General features: G+C 45.2%; 24 protein-coding genes. 18 read left to right on the plus strand and 6 right to left on the minus strand.

Annotated features, from left to right (window positions below):
• Positions 1–56: 56 nt before the first annotated feature.
• Both ACUJFK_RS17025 and ACUJFK_RS17030 read right to left on the minus strand, forming a co-directional pair.
• On the minus strand, positions 57–272 hold the full coding sequence (locus ACUJFK_RS17025; RefSeq protein WP_445425581.1) for a hypothetical protein: 216 nt from the start codon (positions 270–272) through the stop codon (positions 57–59).
• 57 nt (positions 273–329) lie between these two features.
• Complete coding sequence (locus tag ACUJFK_RS17030) at positions 330–509, minus strand: hypothetical protein (RefSeq protein WP_445425582.1); 180 nt, start codon at positions 507–509, stop codon at positions 330–332.
• Between the two features lie 291 nt (positions 510–800).
• Here ACUJFK_RS17030 and ACUJFK_RS17035 point away from each other — a divergent pair, with 291 nt between their 5' ends.
• The 10 genes from ACUJFK_RS17035 (at position 801) to ACUJFK_RS17080 (ending at position 10744) form a co-directional block, all read left to right on the plus strand.
• Positions 801–1442 (plus strand): peroxiredoxin, encoded by a 642-nt coding sequence (locus tag ACUJFK_RS17035; RefSeq protein WP_445425583.1) that lies wholly within the window; start codon positions 801–803, stop codon positions 1440–1442.
• Between the two features lie 112 nt (positions 1443–1554).
• Positions 1555–1755, plus strand: coding sequence for a DUF2798 domain-containing protein (locus ACUJFK_RS17040; RefSeq protein WP_445426800.1), 201 nt, complete (start codon positions 1555–1557; stop codon positions 1753–1755).
• Positions 1756–1782: 27 nt separating this feature from the next.
• Positions 1783–3180, plus strand: a complete 1398-nt coding sequence (locus ACUJFK_RS17045) for a cytochrome ubiquinol oxidase subunit I (RefSeq protein WP_226751925.1) — start codon at positions 1783–1785, stop codon at positions 3178–3180.
• Positions 3180–4181 (plus strand): cytochrome d ubiquinol oxidase subunit II, encoded by a 1002-nt coding sequence (cydB, locus tag ACUJFK_RS17050; RefSeq protein ID WP_226751924.1) that lies wholly within the window; start codon positions 3180–3182, stop codon positions 4179–4181. The genes ACUJFK_RS17045 and cydB overlap by 1 nt, the downstream gene beginning before the upstream one ends.
• Positions 4182–5888 (plus strand): thiol reductant ABC exporter subunit CydD, encoded by a 1707-nt coding sequence (gene cydD / locus ACUJFK_RS17055; RefSeq protein WP_445425584.1) that lies wholly within the window; start codon positions 4182–4184, stop codon positions 5886–5888.
• Entirely contained in the window at positions 5875–7551 is a 1677-nt protein-coding gene (locus ACUJFK_RS17060; RefSeq protein WP_445425585.1) for an amino acid ABC transporter ATP-binding/permease protein, read from the plus strand. The genes cydD and ACUJFK_RS17060 overlap by 14 nt, the downstream gene beginning before the upstream one ends.
• Positions 7552–7602: 51 nt before the next feature.
• On the plus strand, positions 7603–8208 hold the full coding sequence (locus ACUJFK_RS17065) for a rhodanese-like domain-containing protein (protein WP_445425586.1): 606 nt from the start codon (positions 7603–7605) through the stop codon (positions 8206–8208).
• A gap of 317 nt (positions 8209–8525) precedes the next feature.
• Entirely contained in the window at positions 8526–9818 is a 1293-nt protein-coding gene (locus ACUJFK_RS17070; protein WP_445425587.1) for an FAD-dependent oxidoreductase, read from the plus strand.
• Positions 9819–9848: 30 nt separating this feature from the next.
• Positions 9849–10415: a Tll0287-like domain-containing protein gene (locus ACUJFK_RS17075; RefSeq protein WP_445425588.1), complete on the plus strand. Its 567-nt coding sequence runs from the start codon at positions 9849–9851 to the stop codon at positions 10413–10415.
• Positions 10416–10555: 140 nt separating this feature from the next.
• Positions 10556–10744: a YgaP family membrane protein gene (locus ACUJFK_RS17080; RefSeq protein ID WP_226751918.1), complete on the plus strand. Its 189-nt coding sequence runs from the start codon at positions 10556–10558 to the stop codon at positions 10742–10744.
• Positions 10745–11010: 266 nt separating this feature from the next.
• Here ACUJFK_RS17080 and ACUJFK_RS17085 read toward each other — a convergent pair whose 3' ends face one another.
• Together ACUJFK_RS17085 and ACUJFK_RS17090 are read right to left on the minus strand one after the other, a co-directional pair.
• Positions 11011–11991 carry a sensor domain-containing diguanylate cyclase gene (locus ACUJFK_RS17085; RefSeq protein ID WP_226751917.1) on the minus strand — a complete coding sequence of 327 codons (981 nt, stop codon included), beginning with the start codon at positions 11989–11991 and terminating at the stop codon, positions 11011–11013.
• Positions 11981–12826 carry an alpha/beta fold hydrolase gene (locus ACUJFK_RS17090; protein WP_445425589.1) on the minus strand — a complete coding sequence of 282 codons (846 nt, stop codon included), beginning with the start codon at positions 12824–12826 and terminating at the stop codon, positions 11981–11983. The genes ACUJFK_RS17085 and ACUJFK_RS17090 overlap by 11 nt, the downstream gene beginning before the upstream one ends.
• A 481-nt stretch (positions 12827–13307) precedes the next feature.
• On the opposite strand from ACUJFK_RS17090, the gene ACUJFK_RS17095 reads away from it, so the two are divergent.
• The 8 genes from ACUJFK_RS17095 to ACUJFK_RS17130 all read left to right on the plus strand — a co-directional run bounded on the left by ACUJFK_RS17095 (position 13308) and on the right by ACUJFK_RS17130 (position 21826).
• Positions 13308–14762 (plus strand): sensor domain-containing diguanylate cyclase, encoded by a 1455-nt coding sequence (locus tag ACUJFK_RS17095; protein ID WP_445425590.1) that lies wholly within the window; start codon positions 13308–13310, stop codon positions 14760–14762.
• 192 nt (positions 14763–14954) lie between these two features.
• Positions 14955–15770 carry a hypothetical protein gene (locus tag ACUJFK_RS17100; RefSeq protein ID WP_445425591.1) on the plus strand — a complete coding sequence of 272 codons (816 nt, stop codon included), beginning with the start codon at positions 14955–14957 and terminating at the stop codon, positions 15768–15770.
• A complete protein-coding gene (locus ACUJFK_RS17105; protein WP_226751913.1) occupies positions 15771–16058 on the plus strand; it encodes a hypothetical protein in 288 nt (95 codons plus the stop codon).
• Between the two features lie 22 nt (positions 16059–16080).
• Positions 16081–16428, plus strand: coding sequence for a hypothetical protein (locus ACUJFK_RS17110; RefSeq protein WP_445425592.1), 348 nt, complete (start codon positions 16081–16083; stop codon positions 16426–16428).
• A gap of 1 nt (position 16429) precedes the next feature.
• On the plus strand, positions 16430–18028 hold the full coding sequence (locus ACUJFK_RS17115; protein WP_445425593.1) for a peptidoglycan-binding domain-containing protein: 1599 nt from the start codon (positions 16430–16432) through the stop codon (positions 18026–18028).
• A 171-nt stretch (positions 18029–18199) separates the two neighbouring features.
• A complete protein-coding gene (locus ACUJFK_RS17120) occupies positions 18200–18997 on the plus strand; it encodes a hypothetical protein (RefSeq protein WP_445425594.1) in 798 nt (265 codons plus the stop codon).
• A gap of 239 nt (positions 18998–19236) precedes the next feature.
• Entirely contained in the window at positions 19237–19893 is a 657-nt protein-coding gene (locus ACUJFK_RS17125) for a transglutaminase-like cysteine peptidase (protein ID WP_445425595.1), read from the plus strand.
• A 34-nt stretch (positions 19894–19927) separates the two neighbouring features.
• Entirely contained in the window at positions 19928–21826 is a 1899-nt protein-coding gene (locus ACUJFK_RS17130) for a bifunctional diguanylate cyclase/phosphodiesterase (protein WP_445425596.1), read from the plus strand.
• A gap of 6 nt (positions 21827–21832) precedes the next feature.
• Here ACUJFK_RS17130 and ACUJFK_RS17135 read toward each other — a convergent pair whose 3' ends face one another.
• Both ACUJFK_RS17135 and ACUJFK_RS17140 read right to left on the minus strand, forming a co-directional pair.
• Positions 21833–22198, minus strand: a complete 366-nt coding sequence (locus ACUJFK_RS17135) for a hypothetical protein (protein WP_226751907.1) — start codon at positions 22196–22198, stop codon at positions 21833–21835.
• A gap of 12 nt (positions 22199–22210) precedes the next feature.
• A complete protein-coding gene (locus ACUJFK_RS17140; protein ID WP_445425597.1) occupies positions 22211–22798 on the minus strand; it encodes a helix-turn-helix transcriptional regulator in 588 nt (195 codons plus the stop codon).
• Between the last annotated feature and the right edge of the window lie 5 nt (positions 22799–22803).

Here is a 22803-nt window from a genome sequence, read left to right on the forward strand (position 1 = left end):
TTCATCATTTGAGCAAAGCGTGCATTTCAATTTCACTCCAAAGCCAGCTTCAGTCGTTAGCGCTGCTCGCGATACAACCAAGAAGGTAATAACACTTCAGCTAACGCTTGGTTTTTAGTTTTTGCCGTCACTTCGCTATCGCTGAGTGTCAGCCGCTTTTGTGCAAAATCATAATACCCGCTCACCGCCTGACCATCGGGCTTTAAAATGGTGATGTTCGGGCTGCCATCTGGCTTTTGCTGTAACGGCGCAAAATACTGATCAAATTGCAATAAAGTCCTGCCTAGCGTAGAAGCATCACGACTAAAATCGCGCCCGAACAAAGGTGCTTATGCACTGACACCTTGCAGCAGAATCTGGCTTAGCTCACCGGTTGCTAAAACGCGCTGATAATGCCAGAACACCAAACCCAAACGATTTATGGACAATAACAACAAGCCGCCAATCAGTAATGCCAGCAAAGACAAATAAGGCCCACTAAAACGAATCAACCAACTTAATTTGGGCATATCGTCTCTTCTACTTAACAAAGCAAGCGAAATAATAAACGCGAAAACTTAATCAATTATTAAGATTGTCGCGAAACAACCAAAACCAAAATGTAAATATAAGGAGAGCAAAAAGTTAAAAATAAAAATTTCAAACCATATATTTTAGGTACAACCTAAGTTTGCTGTGACCAATCATTTTTTATGATTAATTCAATCAATTTTATTTATTTCTATTTGTTATAAGCATATACTATATTGATATAACATTAATGTCTAATGTAATGAAGATAAACTCACAAGGATCTTATTATGACTGAACAAACGGTTAGCTTCCCGCAACTCAACATGCCAGCGCCGGCCTTTAATGCCAAAACCACTCATGGCATGAAGACCTTAGAAGACTATAAAGGTAAATGGTTAGTATTATTTTCACACCCAGCAGATTTTACGCCAGTGTGTACTACTGAATTTATGGGTTTTGCTACACGCGCTGATCAATTTGCTGCATTAAATTGTGAGCTTTTAGGTCTATCGATTGATAGTGTGCATTCACATATTGCTTGGGCTCGGAGTATTGAAGAAAACTTTGGGGTAAAAATTACCTTTCCAATTATTGCGGACTTGTCGATGGCTGTCGCCAAAGCTTACGGCATGATTCAGCCAGGTGCGAGTGATACGGCTGCGGTACGAGCCACATTTATTATTGATCCAAATGGTATTTTACGTGCCATGGTGTATTACCCAATGAGTAATGGTCGCAGTATTGATGAGTTTTTAAGAGTGTTACGGGCATTACAAACTAGCGATGAACACAAGGTCGCGACTCCTGAAAATTGGCAACCTGGTGATGATGTTATTGTGCCACCGCCAGCAACTATGGCAGAGGCTGATATACGTAAAGATCAAGGTTACCAGTACATTGACTGGTACTTCAGTAAAAAATCATTGTAATTAACCTTTGATGTCAGCCTCGGCTGACATCGCTTTTTTTGAGATAACCATGATCCAAATTAAGATTTCTCTAATTGAAAAAGTTTTAATGCCGCTTATTTTATCTACACTGATGACTTTCGTGATCTCGTTGGTCAGTACCCTTAAAGCACTAGGCTTTAACGATATAACGCTAGTAGGTTGGATGTCAGCATGGCTTTGGTCATGGTTAATCGCCTTTCCAACACTATTAATTGTGCTGCCCATCGTTAAAAAGTTCATCCAAATACTTATTATGAAACAACACGCAAACGCCAACCAAACGGCACGTTAACCGTTTTTGGTTGCACTGGAGCAATCTATGGAACTCGACCCGCTGTTACTCTCGCGCATACAATTTGCCTTTGTTGTATGTTTCCACGCGATCTTCCCTGTCTTTACTATTGGCCTAGCCAGTACTATTGCTGTGTTAGAAACCTTATCATACAAAACCGGTAACCCGATGTGGCAACGATTGTCCAAATTTTGGATCCAAGTGTTCGCGGTTGTCTTTGGCATGGGTGTGGTCTCCGGGATCGTCATGTCATTTCAGTTCGGTACCAACTGGAGCAACTTCGCCTACGCCACCGCCAATTTCCTCGGCCCCGTGCTCAGTTATGAAGTGGTCACCGCCTTTTTCCTCGAAGCGGCGTTTCTAGGCGTGCTACTCTTTGGCCGCGATAAAGTCCCCCAAGGCGTGCATTTATTCGCCGCTATTATGGTTGCCACCGGCACCTTTATTTCTTCATTCTGGATTTTATCAGCCAACTCACTTATGCAAACCCCCGACGGCCTCGTGCTACGTGATGGGATGTACCATGTTGTCTCTTGGAGTGATGCGCTCTTTACCGCCTCGTTTGCCTATCGCTTTATGCACATGGCCTTAGCCTCTTTTTTAACCGCCACGCTAGTCGTTGCCGGTGTCAGTGCTTGGTTCTTAATTCAAAAACGTGAAGTTGACGCCAACCGTAAAGCCTTGTCTATCTCATTGTGGGTACTCCTGTTACTCGCCCCTATTCAAGCTGTCGTCGGTGATTTCCACGGCTTGAATACCCTGAAGCATCAACCGATGAAAGTGGCCGCGATGGAGGGCAACTGGACCACCCGCGAAGGCGCACCCTTACTGTTGTTCGCCCTGCCAGACCAAGACGCCCAAGAGAATCGCTTTGAAATCGGTATTCCAAAGCTTGCCAGCTTTATCCTAACCCATGATTGGAATGGCACCTTGCCCGGCTTAAACGAAGTCCCCGTAGCTGAACAACCGCCTGTCTTCATTGTGTTTTGGGCCTTCCGAGTTATGGTCGGCTTAGGTGTGCTGATGATTGGTGTCGGCGTATGGGGCTTTATATTGCGCTACAAAGGGCAATACCATCAATCACGCGCCTTCTTACAAACACTGCGCTTGATGAGTATTACACCCTTTTTAGCGGTGCTGGCTGGCTGGGTTGTTACCGAAACAGGCCGAGCCCCTTGGTTGATTTATGGCCAAATGACCCACGCGCAAGGTTTAACCCCCTCATTAACCGGCGGTATGGCCTTATTTACCTTAATTGGTTATATCGTGGTCTATAGCTTAGTGTTTAGCGCAGGGGTCTATTACTTATTGAAAGTGTTTAGAGGCGGTTTAGAAAAAGCCAATGCCCCACATGAAATGGATGAGATTGAACGGCCTAAACGCCCCTTCTCAGCCGCGCACGCCGGATTAGAAGGAGATAACTAATGGCACAACCCTTTGATTTAACTTTAATATGGGCCGGCATTATCGCCTTTGGTGTCATGATGTACGTGCTCATGGACGGCTTTGATTTAGGCCAAGGAATTTTATTTCCCTTCGCACCCAGCGAGCATCATCGTGATGTCATGATGAACTCCGTCGCGCCCGTGTGGGATGGTAACGAGACATGGCTCGTTTTAGGCGGCGCAGGCTTATTAGCCGCCTTCCCGCTGGTTTACTCAGTGTTTCTGCCCGCGTTATACATCGGCGTTTTTCTGCTCCTCGCCGGCCTGATTTTCCGGGGCGTCGCGTTCGAATTTCGCTTTAAAGCCAAAACCTCACGCTACCTATGGAATTGGGCCTTCGCCGGTGGGTCGATTGTCGCCTCCTTTGCCCAAGGCGCTGTAGTCGGTGCCTATATTCAAGGCTTCAAAACAGAAAACTTCCGCTATGTTGGCGGCGCGCTTGATTGGTTAACGCCCTTTACCGTCATTACTGGCATTGGCTTAGTCGCAGGTTATGCCCTACTTGGCGCCACTTGGTTAATTATGAAATCTGAAGGAGAAGTACAGCAGTGGGCCTATAAAATCGCCCCGCGCTTGTTATTAGCTGTCCTCGTGGTGTTTGCTATTATCAGCGTGTACACCCCTTTTGTTGACCCACGCGTCATGTCTCGCTGGTTTGATAGTATCTCGTTACTGTGGCTGTTACCCCTCTTAGCGCTATATTGTGCTTGGGTTGTTTTTCAAGCTCTGCGCAAGCAAAAAGAAGGCACCCCTTTTGTCGCGACCATGGGCTTATTTCTGTTTACCTATCTGGGTTTACTCGCCAGCAAATGGCCCTACATGGTGCCGCCAGATTACACCTTGTGGGATGCCGCATCAGCGTTTGAGTCACAGTTGTTCTTATTAATTGGTTTCTTATTTGTTATTCCGCTAGTCTTAACCTACACCGCTTGGACTTATTGGGTCTTCCGCGGGAAAGTTAAACAAGGTGGATATCATTAAGTGACTAAGACGTTAGCTGACTCCTTAGCTGAAGAGTCAGGTGTTGAGGCTCGTAACCTTACCGCGAAGGGATCAGCACTGCTGATCGCTTTGCGAAAACAACAACAAACACGTTTGTGGTTAAGCGTGTTTGCTGGAGTTATCGCAACAGTCTTGCTAGTGATTATTTGGTTTTTAGCCGCGTGGCTCATTGATCAACTGATTATTCAAAATACCATCACAGCAGACCGCAAACTCGTTATCTCGATCTTGGGCATCACTTTATTATGGTTGCTGCGCAGCCATTTGCTTTTCTGGCAAGAGCGCTTAGCCCAAGACGCGAGTAGCCGTATTAAAAAAACATTACGCCAAAAAATGTTGTTGGCATGGCAAGTTGTTGGCATCTCGCAATTACAGCGCTCGCCCAGTGTTTATGCCAGTCATTTACTTGAAGATGTTGATGCCTTAGACGGCTATTACGCCCGCTACTGGCCACAGCAGCAATTATTATTGCTGTCACCTCTGTGCATCTTACTTGCTATTAGTTGGACTGATTGGTTAGTCGGCCTATTATTATTGTTTAGCGCACCACTCATTCCGCTTTTTATGTCACTAATTGGCATGGGGGCAGAGCAAATAAACCAACGTCATTTACTTCAGCGCCAACGATTAGCGGGGCATTTTCTTGACCGCCTAAAAAAAATCGCGCTCATTGCACGTCTAGGCGCGGCCGCACAAGTACAAGATGAAGTAGCAGCACGCAGTCAAAGTTATCGCCGACTCATTATGCAAACCTTAAAAGTCGCTTTTTTGTCGTCAGCAGTATTAGAGTTTTTTAGCAGTGTCGCGATTGCTGCTGTGGCCATTTATATCGGTTTTGCTTTATTCGGAGCCATTGATTTTGGACCTGCACCGCAATTAACGCTGAGCACCGGGTTATTTATTTTGGCGCTGGCCCCAGAGTTCTTTCAACCGATCCGTCAATTCGCGCAGTCTTATCATGACAAAGCCAGCGCTTTAGCTGCGGCAACCGAAATCTCTAACATTATAAACATCACAACAGAAGTGCCAACACCAAGCGCAACAGCCATGGTCGGGGCCTTAGACGTTACAAACTTAACCATTAAAAACCCCTCTGGCCAATCACTAGCAACAAACTTGAACTTTTATGTCGAACCGCAGCAATGCTTATTGATTAGTGGTCCATCGGGTGTTGGTAAAACCACGTTATTAAAAACACTCGCGGGGTTAATTCCGGTTGCAGCAGGCAAAGTCCAATTTAACCAAGTTTCACCGTCACAGGTCTGTATTTATTATATGGCGCAGCGTCCTTGGGTAGTAAATGGCTCAATTAGACAGAATCTTCAACTTCTGAGCGGGCCCGTTAACGATGCCGCTTTACTTAACGCCCTTAACAACGTTGGGTTAGCCAAACTATGTCCAACCGTATCAGCACTCGATCAACTTATTTCAGAGAGAGGTGAGGGTTTATCGGGTGGGCAATTACAACGTATCGCTTTAGCCAGAGCCTTTCTTGTACCCTATGGCCTTATGCTGTTAGACGAACCAACCTCTAGCCTTGATCTGGAAAGCCGACGCTATGTTATTCAAGCTTTGCATACACTTAAACTCACTTGCACGCTTGTTATTGTAAGCCACGATAGCGAACTACAAGCACTCGCGGATCAGCATCTGGAGTTGCTAGAGGTAACAGATGCCATCTCATAAAAATCTGCAAGCGCTCCGTTTTTGGCTCGATATTTTTCTGCAACAAAATAAACATCGCTTAGTGTTGGGCGCCTTACTCGCTATAGCGACTGCGCTATCAGGTATCGCATTACTCGCTTTATCCGGCTGGTTTATCACGGCAACCGCGGTAGCCGGTGCGGCACTGCTGCTTGGAGGCATATTTATGTTAGATATTTATTTGCCAGGTGGCGGCATTCGCTTTTTCGCTCTCAGCCGTACCGTCAGCCGCTATTTTGAAAGGCTGTATAACCACGACACCGTATTACGGCAACTGGCTAAAAGTCGAGTAGTGTTATTTAAAGGCTTACAGCAATTACCCAGATCAACGAGTAAACATTTTTCCGACACGGATTGGTTAAGCCGACTAACCGCAGAGTTAGACTCAATGGATAATCTTTATCTGCGCTTGCTATTGCCCCCCGTAATAAGCGTAATAGCCACGGTATTTTTTTTCGGAATATTAGCAATTTGGCTGCCCAGTTTTGCGCTATTTACGCTTGGCTTATTACTGTTATTTATGGCGATTGCACTTAGGTTGTTTGGCAACGCCAACGTAACCACAGGCCGCGAGCTTGCTCAACAGTTTACAGACACTCGCGCCGAAGTGGTTGCTCACATTGATGGTTTAGCGGAACTTTATGCAAGCAAAACTACCGCGTTTAATCAACAACCTTTACTCAAAAGCATTGAGCATATTTATCAATTGGAAAGTCGTCTCCAACTGATGCAAGCCCGTTTACAGCTTGGCGTTAATACGATGCAAGCTATCGTTTTTTCAGCATTATTACTCAGTGTACTGGTCGCTTTTGTTGCCGGAACACTAACTGGGCCACTTGCCGTGATGTTTTTACTTGGCTGGCTTGGTGTAGCTGAATTGCTGACGGGTTTACCACTGCAATTTAGCCACCTCGGTAAAACCGTTTATGCAGCCAAACGCCTAGCTGGCTTTGCGCAAACACCTGCGCCTCTGAGCCCCTTAACTAAACAAGTGTCGTGCATACAGTGTGATATTTCTGACCACCCGCAGATAACGAGTAGCAAGTTACACCCATTATCACTGCGTCTCACCAAACAACAGCCGTGGTTATTGCTCACTGGCGTCTCAGGATCAGGTAAGTCGACGGTTGCCGCAGCGTTGGCGGCAGAGCACACGTCACCACACATTACGCTCAGTATTAACCAAACTGACCTAACAGCTGCTGAAACACAGCCATATCGTCAGGCTGTTGCTTATTTAGAACAACAGAACGCCATTTTTGCCGACACATTGCGTTACAACCTGCAGCTTGGCTTAGCACCATTGACTGACGCTGATCTTTGGCAAGTATTACGCTTAGTTGAATTAGACGAGTGGGCAAGAACACTTAGCCAAGGTTTAGATACATGGCTGGGTGATGTAGGCCAGAATCTTTCGGGTGGTCAAGCAAGACGGCTGACCCTTGCCCGCTTAATACTGCACAATCCTATGCTGATTATTTTAGATGAGCCTTTTAACGGCTTAGATAGCACAATGGCTAAGCGGATTTGGCAAAATATTTTACCTTGGCTGCAAGGTCGATTCGTGCTGTTGCTGCTCCATCATAAACCAAGCGATTTTAAAGATATCGCGCAATTTGAGCACAAAATACTACACTCAAGCTAAGCACACAAAATACGATTAAATATTTTTTATTTAACAACGCAGGAGAACACAATGTCTTTTCACTCTTGGTTAGTGCTACCCATAGCATTAAGCATGTTATTTTTTAATGCACCGTCTCTAGCGCAAGACTCGACAAAGCCTGTAGAACAAGTAGATTTAACCAAAAGCCAATTAGGGCTTTATCTCACCGCGAAAGAGGCCTATCAACTTTTAGAAAATGATCCCAAAGCCATATTGGTGGATGTCAGAGATCCGGTAGAAATTAAATTTACTGGTTTTGCTCAAGCGACTAAAGTGCATGTGCCATTTCAACTAACCGATGCCAGTTTATGGAATGAACAAGCACAATCATGGGCGATGCGCCCTAACCTTCATTTTGATCAAGAACTGTTACAAAAACTGAATCAACTTGGCGTGGCTAAAGATGCCAATATCATCATGATGTGTCGCAGTGGTTCAACGCGAAGCGCTCCTGCCGCAGATAGATTAGCCGTTTATGGTTACAGTAAAGTATGGTCAGTCAGCGATGGCTTTGAAGGCACGACTGAAAAAACAGGCTTATCGAAAGGTGTACGTAAGGTAGATGGCTGGCGTAATTCTGGTTTACCCTGGAGCTATAAGATCCCAGAAGGTGTTGCTTGGAGACCTCAACAATAAAACATCCCGATATATAGCTAAGTAAAGGCTTTAACTATGCAATAGTAACACTCAGCTTTGCCCACACTGACACAGAACTTGCACTGTAACTTGTCAAAATGTATGTCGCTTAAAATGGCATGTCTTGTTTGATGACTTTTAATAACATACGGTCACTTTTTAAAATAATTTAAATTTAATCGGTAAGCTAATTTCAACTTGCACAACGGACATGCAACCACTATATTAGATTATTCTTTATTTGCATAAGATATTCCAAATTGGAATAACGTGCCGACATAATACTCTGGTGCTCATGTCACCAGCTTGGAGATATGATGAACACAGACAACACAACTACAACCAAAAACTATGATGTTGTAGTGATTGGCGGTGGCGCTGCAGGGTTAGCTACCATTGCTAGCTTACTAAAACGACAACCTTCCCTCAAAATCGCGCTAGCTGAACCAAGTGATCAACATTATTATCAACCTGGCTGGACCTTAGTCGGCGGTGGGGTTTTTAAGCAAGCAAGTACCGTGAAAAACATGGCAGATTTAATACCGGCTGCCGTCACTTGGTATAAGAGTGCTGCAGCAAGTTTTCAGCCAGAGCTTAATCAGGTTGTACTGCAAGATAATTCGACCTTGTCTTATCGTGCACTGGTTGTTGCCATGGGTTTAAAATTAGATTGGTCAGCCATCCCAGGGCTAGCTGACAGCTTAGGTCAGCACGGGGTTACATCCAATTATGCACCAGGCTTAGCGCCTTATACTTGGCAGTTAGTTCAGCAGCTGCAACAAGGTACAGCCATATTTACTCAACCACCGATGCCGATAAAATGTGCCGGTGCGCCACAAAAAGCCATGTATTTATCCTGCGATCATTGGCTACGCCATCACGTCTTAAAAAATATCAACGTGCATTTTTGTAGTGCTGGCGCGGCGATATTTGGTGTAGCAGACTATGTGCCTGCTTTACAACAATACGTTAAAAAATACGCTATTAATTTAAACCTTCAAACCAATTTAATCGCGCTTGATGCCTCAAGCCAAACCGCATACTTCAAACAAATACAAGCAGATGGCAGTAGTAAAGACATTGAAAAACACTTCGATATGTTGCATGTAACACCGCCGCAAGTAGCACCCGATGTATTACGCCAAAGCCTGTTAGCAGACAACGCCGGCTGGATGAATGTTTTTCCAGATACCTTGCAACATCAACAATGGCCAAATGTATTTGCTCTGGGTGATTGCGCCAACACCCCTAATGCTAAAACCGCCGCTGCGGTGCGTAAGCAAGCTCCCGTGGTAGCAGAAAACCTCATAAAACTGCTAACCAACAAACCCATGCAAGCTGTTTATGATGGCTATGGTTCATGTCCACTAACGGTAGAACGTGGCAAAATTGTGCTAGCTGAGTTTCTTTATGGTGGCAAAGTAGAACCTACCTTTCCTAAGTGGTTAGTCGATGGCACAAAACCCTCCGCTCTTTCATGGTTTTTAAAAGAAAAAATGCTCCCACCACTGTATTGGTATGCCATGTTAAAAGGCCACGAATGGCTGGCAACACCAAGTTATCGTGACGATTTACCGCAAGATCGTCATCAAGAAAATCAACTTAAATAATTTTTACCACTGCCAATTAATGGAAGAACTATGCGTATTTTTTTATTATTTTTATTGTGTGGTTTAAGTCAGATGGCTAATGCTGTTGCTAACGATCATAATCTTGATAGCCTAAAACTCGACGCTCAAACCCGCATTAAAGGTTTTGCGACGGAACTCAAAAGTGCGCTCGGCTCTGCCATTAAGCAAGGGGGTCTGTCTGCCGGCGTTGCGGTTTGCCAAGAACAAGCACCGATGATCGCCGCAAAATGGTCTACTGACGGCTGGGAAGTAGGCCGCACTAGCTTACGCGTTCGTAACAGCGCAAATATTGCCGATCCGTGGGAGCAGAATATCTTACAAAGCTATATCACTGCCTTAGCTGCAGGCGCTGATGCAACTGAGCTACAACATGCTGAAATTGTTAACAAAGGCGAAGGTTCATCATTTCGTTACATGCAACCGATTATGCTCGAGCCAGTTTGCCAAGCTTGTCACGGTAATATGATTACTGAGGCGGTACTTCAAACAATCCAAGAACACTATCCAGCAGATTTAGCAACTGGCTTTGAGATTGGCGAACTTCGCGGTGCCTTTACACTTAAAAAGCGTCTGTAGCACCTTTATGAAGATTGACGTCACACTAGAGCTTGTTGACGCTTCAAAGCAGATAAAAAAATTTTGTAGTGATTCACCGACATGACTTTGAATAAAGACTATTGTTTATATTCAGGATCCTTAATATAACGGAGTAACAAATGAAAGCAAACGTAGGCTCGCTGGATAAAACACTGAGAATTATCGCTGGGATATTGCTGATTGCGCTCGCGGCAACCGGTTATATTGGTGTTTGGGGTTGGATTGGTGTGGTGCCGCTAGCCACCGGTTTATTTAACTTTTGCCCACTTTACAGTTTGATTGGCATTAAAACCTGTAAAATTCCCTAAGCTAAAAACGATAAGGGCACCTGAATATCCTAAGTGATTTAAGCCTTAAATAACCTGATTTATCAGGGCGTTTTAAGGCTTTTAAGTTAGCTCTGCTTGATTAACGCTATCGCTGGCACGACGCCGGCAAGCTAGGATCATGCGTTACTAACAATACCGCACAACCGCGTTGCTCATTCACCTTGCAGAACAGCGCAGTAGGCATATCGAGGATGCCGGTCGGTTCATCAGCTCACAACTAAGCCGATAGCCAGCGCATAATATTGTTACTGATCGTGCTCTGTACTTACGCGATTACGACCATGCGTTTTAGCATGGTACAGTGCACTATCTGCGCGTTGGTAAATACTCTTTTTGGTATCCGCGTCAGCCACTAAGGCAATGCCAAAACTGGCGGTGATGGTAAAGGCAAAACCACTGATTTGTTCAATACTGCTGCGATGTCGTTCTGCAGCAATGCGAGCGGCAGCCAGATCGGTGTCGGGCAATAAAATGGCAAACTCTTCGCCACCAATGCGTACCAAAATATCAATTTCGCGAATATGCTGGCGCAGTTGTTGCGACAAGGCTTGCAACACGGTATCGCCCATCGCATGACCGTGAATATCATTGATGGTTTTAAAAAAATCGATATCAACTAATATTAAAGCAAATTGCTGCTGGTTACGTTGATATTGGGCAAGCAATAGATCCAGTTGCGCCTCATAATACCGTCGATTAAATAACCCAGTTAACGCATCCGTCACCGACAGCGTTTCTAAGCCCGAATTCAGTATAAGTAGCTCTTGATGCTTCGCCAGCAATTCACTTTGCGCTAACTGCAACTGCTGATTAAGATCATCTTTTTCTGCATTCGCTTGTTCAGCTTTGCGTCGTTCGGTGAGTAATTGTTCTTCAATAAGCTGCCGGCGTAACATGCGCAGCACGACAAATACATAATAATCCTGATCCTGCTGTTGCACGCGGTGGGCGTTGACCATTACAGGTAAATCGTGACCATTGGCCTGTTTTAATATGATCAATTTTTCTTCAATCTGCCCGTTGGTTTGTAACGTGGGCAGTATATGCCCGAGATAGACTAACTTAGTAGCCGGGGTAAAGACTCGGGTTACCGTATTATGCAACAACTGTTGCTGCGGATAACCCAGCCAATCACAAAACAGCGCATTAACTTGTTGGATGGTATTTTTTTGGTCCAGCAGCATAATACCGCAAGGCAACGATGCCGGCTCGAGACTAACACTCACTACTGATTTCCTTACGAATGGCAGCAATAACAGCACCAGGGTTAATCAATTGTGGATAATGCCCAGATGCCGCTAACTCCATAATTTTGGAATTCGGAATATGCTGCTGCAGATACTCAATAACCTGCACGGGAACAATAATATCTTCAAGACAATACAGAATCGTCACTGGCACTGATACGGCTGGCAATTGCGGCCGAATATCACAGTAAAAGGTCACGTTGGCAAACTGTAACGAAATTACCGGATCGGAGCGCATAAAGCTGAGTTTCAGCTCATCGACGCTTTTAGCATCATCTGTTTGCCCTATTACCTTTGGCGCCAAATAGTTAGACCATTCGAAATAGTTTAACTCCATCATCGCTAGCATACCGGCGATGTCACTGGCTTCAAAGCCACCAAAATAAGCAGGTGGGTCATTTAAATAGCGTGGCGAAGGACCAATAGCGATGATTTTTTTAAATAATGTAGGCTGCTTTATCGACGCTAATAGCGCAATCGCACCACTGACCGAATGCCCCACAAAAATAATGTTGTTTAACTGTAAGCTTTGGCATAACTGCAGTAAATCATCCGCATAAGCTTGCAAATGGTTATAACGTTTCTTGTTATAAGCCCCAAGATCTGATTTACCACAGCCGATATAATCAAATAGCACCACACGATACTGCGCGTAAAAGGCCGGGGCAACATGCTGCCAAATATCTTGATCACAACCAAAACCATGCCCAAACACCAGCGTTTGCTCACCTTCGCCATGAATGGCAATATTGTGTCTACGTATCACCTCAGTTGCAGTTGTTGCATTAAAATTGGGCTGCTCGGTCTGAGCCATAAAACCTCACTGTTGCACTAGCTTTGGTGCAAATCGCTTTGCATCGTAAACTCTATTTGCTCGTGCACATTAATTGATTGCTTTAGCCTAGCTTAACCGTCATGCGCTGTCAGTAGTATCAAGAAAGTACTTACCACATTTTCAGTCGTATCGCGAATAAACATGGATAGCTCAATCTCTGTTATAACCGCCCTATCTTTACTGCGGCAAAGTTGGGCAGCCATTACCGTTATAAAAACAGTAAAAAATGTTAAACTGGCTTGGCCTTTATGGGCTCTGAACACGCGTTCTATAAAATGTTTGATTAATCTGGAGATTAATTGGCGTGTTATGCTTTTTTGTTCATAGGATAGAACTGATGTCAGCTAAACAAATGTCTGTTTTTACGCCGCTTTTTTGGGCATTGCTCCTGGTATTATTGACTCATTCGAGCAGGGCAGTCGCTGCAGAATCATGCTCATTAGTCTCTCACGACTCGCCTATGGCAGAAGTGTTAACCGCAGCTGAAAAATCGAGCATTAAACTCACCCCAGGCCTTAATCAATTTACTCTGCGATGTGACCTTAATCAGCCGGGTGTGTTTTCATTTCAGCGACATGGTTTAAACCGCTTTAGCTGGCAGCAGGCCGGCATAACGCAATCACCGATCCGATCAGGTGAAGTGACATTTCAAATTGATCAAGGCGAGTTTTCGGCGTTACTTAGCATAGATTCCAAATTTGCGCACAACCCACGCTTTCAATGGCAACCGCTGACAGACTTTATGCTGTCTAGCCAAAAACATAATCTTATTATGGGCTTATTTTACGGTTTAAGTTTTACGTTAATGCTCTATGTGCTAATAATCAGCCGTAAAGTACCCGACAAGGCGTTAAAACTTTACAGCGCCTACATCTTTTGTATCACCAGTTTTATCTTGCTGCAGGAAGGCCAGTTATTTTTGTATATTGCCAGCCATCTGTTAAGAGAAATCCATCTCGCCTATTTACTCAGTATTGGTTTAACGGTGGTCAGTGCCACTTGGTTTATGTGCGAAATTTTGAAAGTGAACACTGACTTTCCAAGAACGAGCCTCATTTTTAAAACCATGTCTCTGATCGTCTTGTTCAGTTGCTTGCTTAGAATGGTCATTGAAAACCATCCGTCGGCCACCGCCGCCGCTATGTTGATGAGCTATGGTACCTTGGCATTGGTCGCCGCTATTTTTGCCAGCGCGCTGTGGCAATGGCAACGACGAGTGAGTGAGGCAGGTTTGGTGTTCTGCGCCCTTAGTATTGTGCTCATTAGTATGATCTTTCGGATTGTATTATTAGACAGCAATATCTTTGTGCAGCGCTATGGTTTCATTATTGCCTTTGCGGTTGAAAGCCTGATGTTAGCCATAGCCGTGTCACGACGTATCGGCCGCATTGCTATGGCAAAAGAACGTGCTGAAAACGAAGCGAATATTGATATGTTGTGTAACATATTAAATCGCCGAGGTTTTAGCTTAAAAGCCCAACATTTAATGGATTATCAACGCCAAAATGGCGACTTACTGGGCATTTTTTATATTGATGTTGATAGCTTCAAACAGCTCAATGACACCTATGGCCATCACGTTGGTGACACAGCCTTAAAAGAGATTGCCCGTTATTTGCAAAGCCAAATGCGCATGGAAGACGCCGTAGCACGCATCGGGGGTGATGAATTTGTTGCCCTGGCCTGCTTTAGATCACAGCACGAAATCGTTGCCAAACTCGATGAATTACAAAAACATTTTGAACAATTTACTATTAGCCTGCATCAGCAACACTTTTCGGTATCGGCGAGTATCGGTTACGCCATGTTTAGCACCGTGCCCGAAACGCTAGAGGCTCTCTTAGCCGCTGGAGATGCTGCCATGTATCAAGCCAAATCACAACGCAAAGCGCTGGTTTTAGCCAACACACGCTGAACTGGCGTCATAACCTTGCGCCAGTCTTCATATCGTTACCCTTTCTATGAGCCGCTGACTCTAATTGCAGCAGCGGCTTAAGCCGCAACTTCTTGAGTGCACTTAACCGACTACCGGTTGGTCACTTGCTGACATGCTAATGCGGTCTATACTTACTATGCTCGGTTTTCACAACACAGCAGGATGGACGCCATGCATCGCACCACCTCGGAACGACTGAAAAGGATCCAACAGTACTTAGGTGTAGAACCCGATGGGGTTTTGGGTGGACAAACCCTTAGCGCCTTAGAAAAACGCTTGCTACCGATTGATGTTCGCCTTGAGCAAGCAACAAGCATTTCGGCCACGCCCCCGGCCATTACACAAGGCCTCACCCTTTCTAAAAAGGGTATCGACTTAATGATTCAGCACGAAATTAGCTCTGAGCAGTACTATCAGGCCAAACTCATTCACCCCAGTTGGCCCGGCGGTGACTCAGGTATCACCATCGGTATTGGCTATGATTTAGGGTATGCCAGCACAGCGCAATTTGAACGCGATTGGTCAGCCCTACTCCCAACATATGATATCGCTAAATTACGCCGTGTTTGCGGCAGCAAAGCCGCCAGCGCAAAGCGTTTGCTAAGCTCAGTTCAAACACTGGTTATTCCACTGTCAGCCGCTAAACATGTATTTGTCCATGCATCACTGCCTCTTTATGCCAGTAAAACTCAACGCACCTTTCCCGGTATCGAAAAGCTGCATCCCGATGCACAAAGCGCGTTATTGTCTTTGGTTTATAACAGAGGTACCAGCATCAGTGGCGATTCTCGCCGTGAGATGGCGGCAATACAACCTTTGGTTCTACGCCAAGCCTATCAAGACATCGCTCAACAAATCATCAATATGAAACGCTTATGGCAGGGCCGCGGGCTCGATGGTTTATTACATCGGCGTGATGATGAAGCCAGGTTAGTCATGCAAGCTGCGCGCACCTATCAAGCCGATGAATTAGTGCAGGTGGCGTAAATGAGTAACAACATGGCACAACTACAAAAAATTTATGCGGCATCGCAAGCCAAACACCAGCAATTTACTGAGCAAAGCGGTTTTCAGTGGCAGGAATATTCTGGCTGCATGGTGCTAAGTGCCAACACTGAACTGCCGGATGTGCTGCAGTTTCGCTCTCCCTTTAATCCAACAGGCTATACCCCAGTAATCAACAAGGTTGGATTACCCAAAACCACAGCCTTAGCAACCTTGCAACAACGCTACGGAACGACCTTTACTCATGCTATCAGTATCTTGTTTTACTAACTGCTAAAAGAGGCGAACACTTATGTCCACGTTTAAACAAGCCATGTCTAATCTCGCAAACGCCGTACAAGACTTATCAAAATTAGATGTCATTACCTTTGAAGGCTCCGTCACATTAGAGGGCAGCGATCCGGAATTAGTCCGATTCTCCGATGTCATGGCCAAAGCGAAAGACAATACCACGGTTAAAGTCAAAGTACTCGCCAGCACCCAAACCAGTATTGATGGTGATATTGTCGCTTTTTATGACACAAATATTACCGATGCGCAGCGTTTAGCCCATGCTGATTTAGTGCAAGCCGGCGCCGAATCGCGTAAAGCCACCATCGATTTTGTGAAATCTATCGTTGGCGATATCGCAGATCTCTAATATGGCTGATTCAGCAACAGATTTTTTAGCGCAATTTGGCATGGGGCTCGATGCTGCCGTTAATGAGCGACATCTCCCCAACCCCGTTATGGCGGTAAGCAACCCCAATCAAACCGACTCGGCGGCTTATATTCGCGCCGTTAGAGCACGTTTAATTGAGTTAGGTTATTTAGCCGAGGGCGACAAGCGGGTTAATCGCAGCAATCACACTGTAGATCCGATCTTGGTGAAGAAAATTAAACAGTTACAACAAGAAGCCGGCATCGAAGTGGACGGCTGGGCAGGGCCAGAAACGTGGCAGGTGTTGGAGTGTTTAGTGAGCTTTGAAAATCAGCAACTGCCCTCAAATTGGCAACAGGTGTGGGCCAAGCCATTGGCGCAATTAATTCCTGCCGTCGGCATGCCTAACCTGGCGTTGTTACGGGGTATTTATTGCCGTCTTTACAGTATGGGCTTTTTTAGTGATTGGGCACAGCATCGCATCCACACTAAAACTATCCTATTGCCACAAGACAACCCCGCTTTCGCTTTGGCCATCGCGCGGTTTGCGCAATTTGCAGGTCGTTTAGGCTTGCTCAGTACGGCATCGTTAACGCTTACCGAGCCACTAGTGCATGCCCTATATCAGCATGATGCTATCGTCCTTAAGCTTGCCGATGCTGCGTTATTTGCTGAAGTTACTCACGAGTTTCAGCACAACATTGAGGCCATTAGCCGTATCGAACTATGGCTGCTCGGCTATGATATTACCCCTGGCCAAGACCAAACTGAATGGGAAAGACTGCGCGCGAAAAGAAGTGCCAGACCAAGGCGCCAACTGTCAAAAACCACACTCGCCATTAGTCGTTTTTATCAAGACAATTCGTCAGAAGCGCTTCATGCAAAACAACACAGCAACACTGTAGATGCGCAACTGATGGCTGCTTTTGCTGTTTTGACTCATGAACCGAGCAAAGACATTTATCTAGGTAAACAGCTCAATAATACCGTGCAAAGCATTTTGTCGCACAATCAGCACAAAAAAGAATTTCAGAACCAATTTGCTCGGCTGGCCAACGGTATTTTTGATGGCCTCAAGCGAGTGATCCGCTGGTTATTTCGAGCCGTGAAACAACTGCAGCAGTTCACTACAGAATTTATTGCTAATCTCGCGCGCTATATCAGCAGAAAGGCCCGAAAATTTTATATTGCCGTGGTCAAAGCCATCGATATTGTGCACGCAGGCACCAGTTATTTGCGCAACTCAGTGTATCAGTTTAGCCAACCCGCTAATTTGCTGTTTAGCCACGACCATGATTTTGACCAATATTGTTTACTCAGCCCTAGCGCTACCCCTGCACAAATCAAGCACCATCTCGTGCAATATCGTTCTCGCGTAAAGCTTTATGCCGCGAGCTTAAATATTATTAGCCACTTAATGCGTATGGCGCATCGGGTGCTCAAAACCGTAACCACACCCTTTGGTTGGTTACTAGCATTACTGGCACTGGCTGATTTCGCTAATTCGGCAAAGGCCATAAAACAACAACTCGATAGCATCGCTGATTATCAACTCAGCATCGATATAAAACAGGCGCTTTTTCAAGCACACATATCCTAAATGCAGCAAAGCCTTAGTCGAAGCCGCCCGCTAAGTTCAGCATGTAAACCCCCGCATCAGTGTAATGATGCCCCCGTTACAGTTTGCTTAATAGGCTCTCGGCGGCACTTAGCTGTTGAGATCGTATAAAACAGCGTACTATAACGGCAGTTTTTAACCAGGCGAGCCTTTATGAGCGAATATCCCGACTACCACCTCCTTGTGCCGACTGAGAGAGCGTCTTTTAATACCTGCTTTTATTGTGGTTGTATTGCCAGTGAACATGACTTTGCACCGCCATTAAAATACCGTGATTTCTTTCTCAGCACACAAGAACCTGCTGATTTTGTGAAGATCCCCAGTTGTCGTGAATGCTTTGAGCATTTAAAAAGCTGTAAAGCGGGGGCATTAGAAGAGCGCCGTGTTTACGCCAAGAAAAAACTGGCGAAAAAATATGAAAAAGCCTTAAATATTTTCGAAATGTGGACAGAAGAAGAACTCGCTGCGCTGGATTTTAGCTTAAGCCATAGCATTGCTGCGGGCTTAAAACTAGGTTTAGAAACCACCGAAAGGCTTAATTTTCCAGGTTTTAATTACGAAGCTGCCGGTATTAATCATCAAGTATATTATCATCTTAGCGCCAGCTTTGACGTATTTGGTGAAAGCTATAGCAGCTTTAGAGAAGCCCTAGACTATGCCAGTAAAGCGTATCGCATTCCCAAATTCACCTTAAAAGAATACTACGCAGAGCACGGCAACAGTTTTGAAAAAGCCATCCACGCGGTACATCGAGAAACCGCAGCCAAGGAGTTTCAAAAACAACTTACGACACTGTGCCAGCAATTTGCTAAACAACATAAACAATCGGTCATTTTTGTACATAAACAAGTTGAGCGCTATTTAACCGAAAATGACACGCTCAGCATTAGCCAAGCGCTCGGCAAACTGTATGACGAGCGTATTCATCCCGCAGCAACACGCAAACGCTAAGTTCACAGCGTGTGATAAGCCTAGCCTAACGTGTCAAACCCGATGAGCGTGATTTAAGGCTGTCACACTCGACACAGCAGCCTAAGACGATAACAGGTATAACAAAACAGTAGAGCGCGCTGCAAAAATCCGTTGAGATACAACTAGTTTTACACTATCTTGGGGCTGGGTTACGAGTACTGAGCGTGTGCTAAATGCCAGCAAAGGCGATAAAAAAATTCGCAATATCTTTTGGAGGCATGCTGTTTATCGCGGCAGCGTTGCATAACCATGCGCTTGAAACCCCCTTTCTTATTGATTTCTCTCAGTTTGATCGTTATCTCGAACAATCTTCTCCAGCGTCAACAACACTGGCTACCTCATCGGCTTGGCAACAAATGTTGCAAGATGCTGCAAACTTACCGGTTGTTCAGCAATTAGAAACCGTGAACACGTTCTTACATAACACGCTAAGTTACGAGTTAGATGCCTCGCTCTATCAAGTCGAAGATTACTGGGCGAGCCCTGCCGAAATATTGGCATCAAGGCGCGGCGACTGTGAAGATTGGGCGATCACCAGTTACATCAGCTTACGCGCTTTAGGGATCCCTGATACACAGCTTCGCTTAGTCTATGTTCGAGCGCGCGTTGGGGCTGAACACAGCGGCCTCAGTTTAGCGCATATGGTACTGGCTTATTATCCAGATACCGAAGCTGAACCTCTGATTATCGATAGTTTAATTCAAAATATTTTACCCGCATCAGCCAGGCCAGATCTAACGCCAGTATTTAGTTTTAATTCTACCGGGCTTTGGGCGGGTAGCGGCAATCAAAAATCAAAACACAGTGCGTCGGCGCGGTTATCGCGCTGGCGTGATCTGGTAGCACGATTATCACTGCAGGGCATTTTTTTATAATGCTTGGCAATATGTGGGTTAAGGAGTTTAGGCTATGTCTCTGATTAAGCAGTTGTGGATTGGAATTATTGTTATTGTGCTCTTAGCCTTTGGCAGTAGCTTTTTTATTAGTGCCTACCAATCAAAAAGTTATCTCGCAGAACAACTACAAGTTAAAAATATCGATAATGCCACCGGAATGGCTTTAAGCCTGTCACAAATGGATAAAGATCTGACCACTATCGAGTTAATGCTCTCGGCGCAATTTGATACCGGTTATTATCGGCGCATTACCTTAAAAGACGTAGCAGGAAATACGCTTACAGAATTTACACTTAGCCCTCAACCGGTTGCCGTTCCCGATTGGTTTGCTAGTTTATTAGCGTTTAATGTTAAACCCGGTATTGCTCAGATCCAAGATGGCTGGCAACGCTATGGTAGTATTGAACTGGAAAGCCAAACCGATTACAGCTTAACCGCGTTATGGCACATTACCCAAGATTTAGCGCTAGGCTTTTTGCTGATTGCTATTTTTTGTGGTGTGGTGGGCAGCTTTTTACTCAAACGTGTTAGCCGGCCGTTAAACCAAGTAGTAAATCATGCAGAAGCGCTAGGTAATCGTCAATTCATTACCAGTGAAGAACCTTCAACCTTTGAGTTAAAACGCTTGGTTGCTGCCATGAATCGGCTAACCAGCCGCGTGCGCAGCATGCTAGAACAAGAACAAAAACAGCTGGATAGACTGCAAAAGCAACATGAATTGGACGATGTCACCGGCGCGTTTAACCGCGATTATTGCGCCAACTGGCTCGACAGTTATTTTGGCAATATTGAACACAGTGAATTAAGTTGCGTGTTGTTATTGCGGGTCAGCGAACTGCACGAGTTAAACCTGCAACTCGGCCATGCCAAAACAGATCTTTGGTTAAAACAGTTAATTGCAGAGGTTCAACAATATTCGGGGATGCGCTTAGTTAGCCGTTTAAATGGTAGCGATTTCTTTTTAGTTGTCGATCAGTTAGCTTCGACTGCTGAGTTGACAGAACAACTGCTCAATCAACTCAATCAGAACTGTAAGGTTTCGCCCGATACGGTCAATGCACCGGTATTGTTGGTCGGTATGTCATTAGATACCGTCACTAGCCGGCAGCAAACATTAGCACAGCTTGATGCTTTATTAGTTGAGGTTGAAGCCTCGCCACCATTACAAAGTAAAACGCTGCTTGATGCCAAGCCATACACCGATTTAGCGGATGCAACCGACTGGCTAAACGCGCTGCAGCAGGCGGTAACATCTGACAGTATTAGCTCGACTATTTACCCGGTGCGACTTCGTGATAGCCGTGTTATGCATCAAGAAGCCATGTTAAAAATGAAAATCGATGGTCACTGGTTATCAGCTACCCAGGTGCTAGGTTGGGCGCGGCGTTATCACTACACCAGTCAGTTGGATATCGCTATGTTAAAGCACGCTTTGTTGTTGCTGCAAGAGGACAAAGCGCTGAACTTGGCGCTTAATATCTCTGATCTTACTTTATTAGACGTCGCAACACATTATGAATTATTAACGCTACTACAGGCGGTGGAGCCATCGATCCGTGTGCGTTTAGCCTTGGAGTTTGATGAGCGCTTAGTGGTAAAACAGCCATTGCTGTTTAGCCGTTTCGCTGCCGCTTTAACCTCATTGTCAGTGAATGTTGGCTTGCAAAAATGTGGCTTTGCCATTAATGCCATCCAAGACTTAGAAAAACTAGGCATTGACTACTTAAAAATCGACGCTGCTTTGGTACGACGTTATCAAAACACAGAAAGTGCTCATTTGTTGTCGGGTTTAATCAAACTGGCACATACTTTAAGCTTAACCGTGATTGCTGAGGGCGTAACCTCCAGTGCAGACATCGAAGGCTTGCTAGAGCTGGGTTTCGATGGTTTAACCGGGCCAGCTATTGTGTAAAGCCGGTTAAGGCATAATGCTGTCGTCCTCTTCTTCATTGAAGAGGCTCAGCCTTTGCATGTCGTGGCGTAGGGTTTTACGGTTCAGTAATTTAACCTGCGCGGCCATCGGCAACTTGGTAAAAGTGATGATGCCGTTAGCTGTTAATAATTCAATCAAATCTTCAAGAACGCGAGCCAATTCTGCATCTGAATCTTGTAATTGTTCACTGTGGCTTAGCTCAGAACTTGCTGCTAAGGCATACGCCGGAATATTTTTTTGCATAAACTGCAAAAGGTCAGGATCATTGTTAGCAACAAACTCTGGATAGTCGGCGGATTGCTCCGTGCTTAACGCGACGATCTCTTTATTGCTGGCTCGCTTAACGTACATAAGACACTTCCTTTAAAGCAGCATGATGAGTTGCAACCTATCTTTGATCCCTAGCTTAGCAAAGGTTGCCGTAAGGTGTTGTTTCACAGTGCGCTCGGTAATAAATAAACGCTCGGCAACCGCTTTGTTACTTAAACCTTGCCGTACCAAGCTCGCCACTTCGAATTCTCTTTTCGACAATTGCCCGGCAAAGGTTTGCCACGTTGTTTTGCTGGGGATCGCTTTAGATAAAAACCGATTTAGTTGATTAAGCAGCGCTGCAGGGATCCACAAGGCACCATTACGAATAGCCGCCACGGCTTGGATAAAGTTAACGCTGTTACTGCCGGCATCCAGGTAACCTTTCGCACCCGAGCTCAACGCCACTTGCAGTTCAACTAAAGCGAGTTGCTGGCTGATCACTAACACTAACTTACTCTGTTGCAACTGTTTGACGAGCATGGTCCAATCGCTACGCGCACTGTGGATTAATACCACATCACAGGCATCTAACGCTTGAATGTCGGCATCGGGATAAACATGCAGCTGCGGCTTACCAAAAGCAGTGTTCCAGCTTGAGGCAGTAAAACCGGGAGCAGTAAAAATTGCTACATTGGACATTAATT

It is taken from the genome of Alishewanella sp. HL-SH06, from assembly GCF_052656265.1.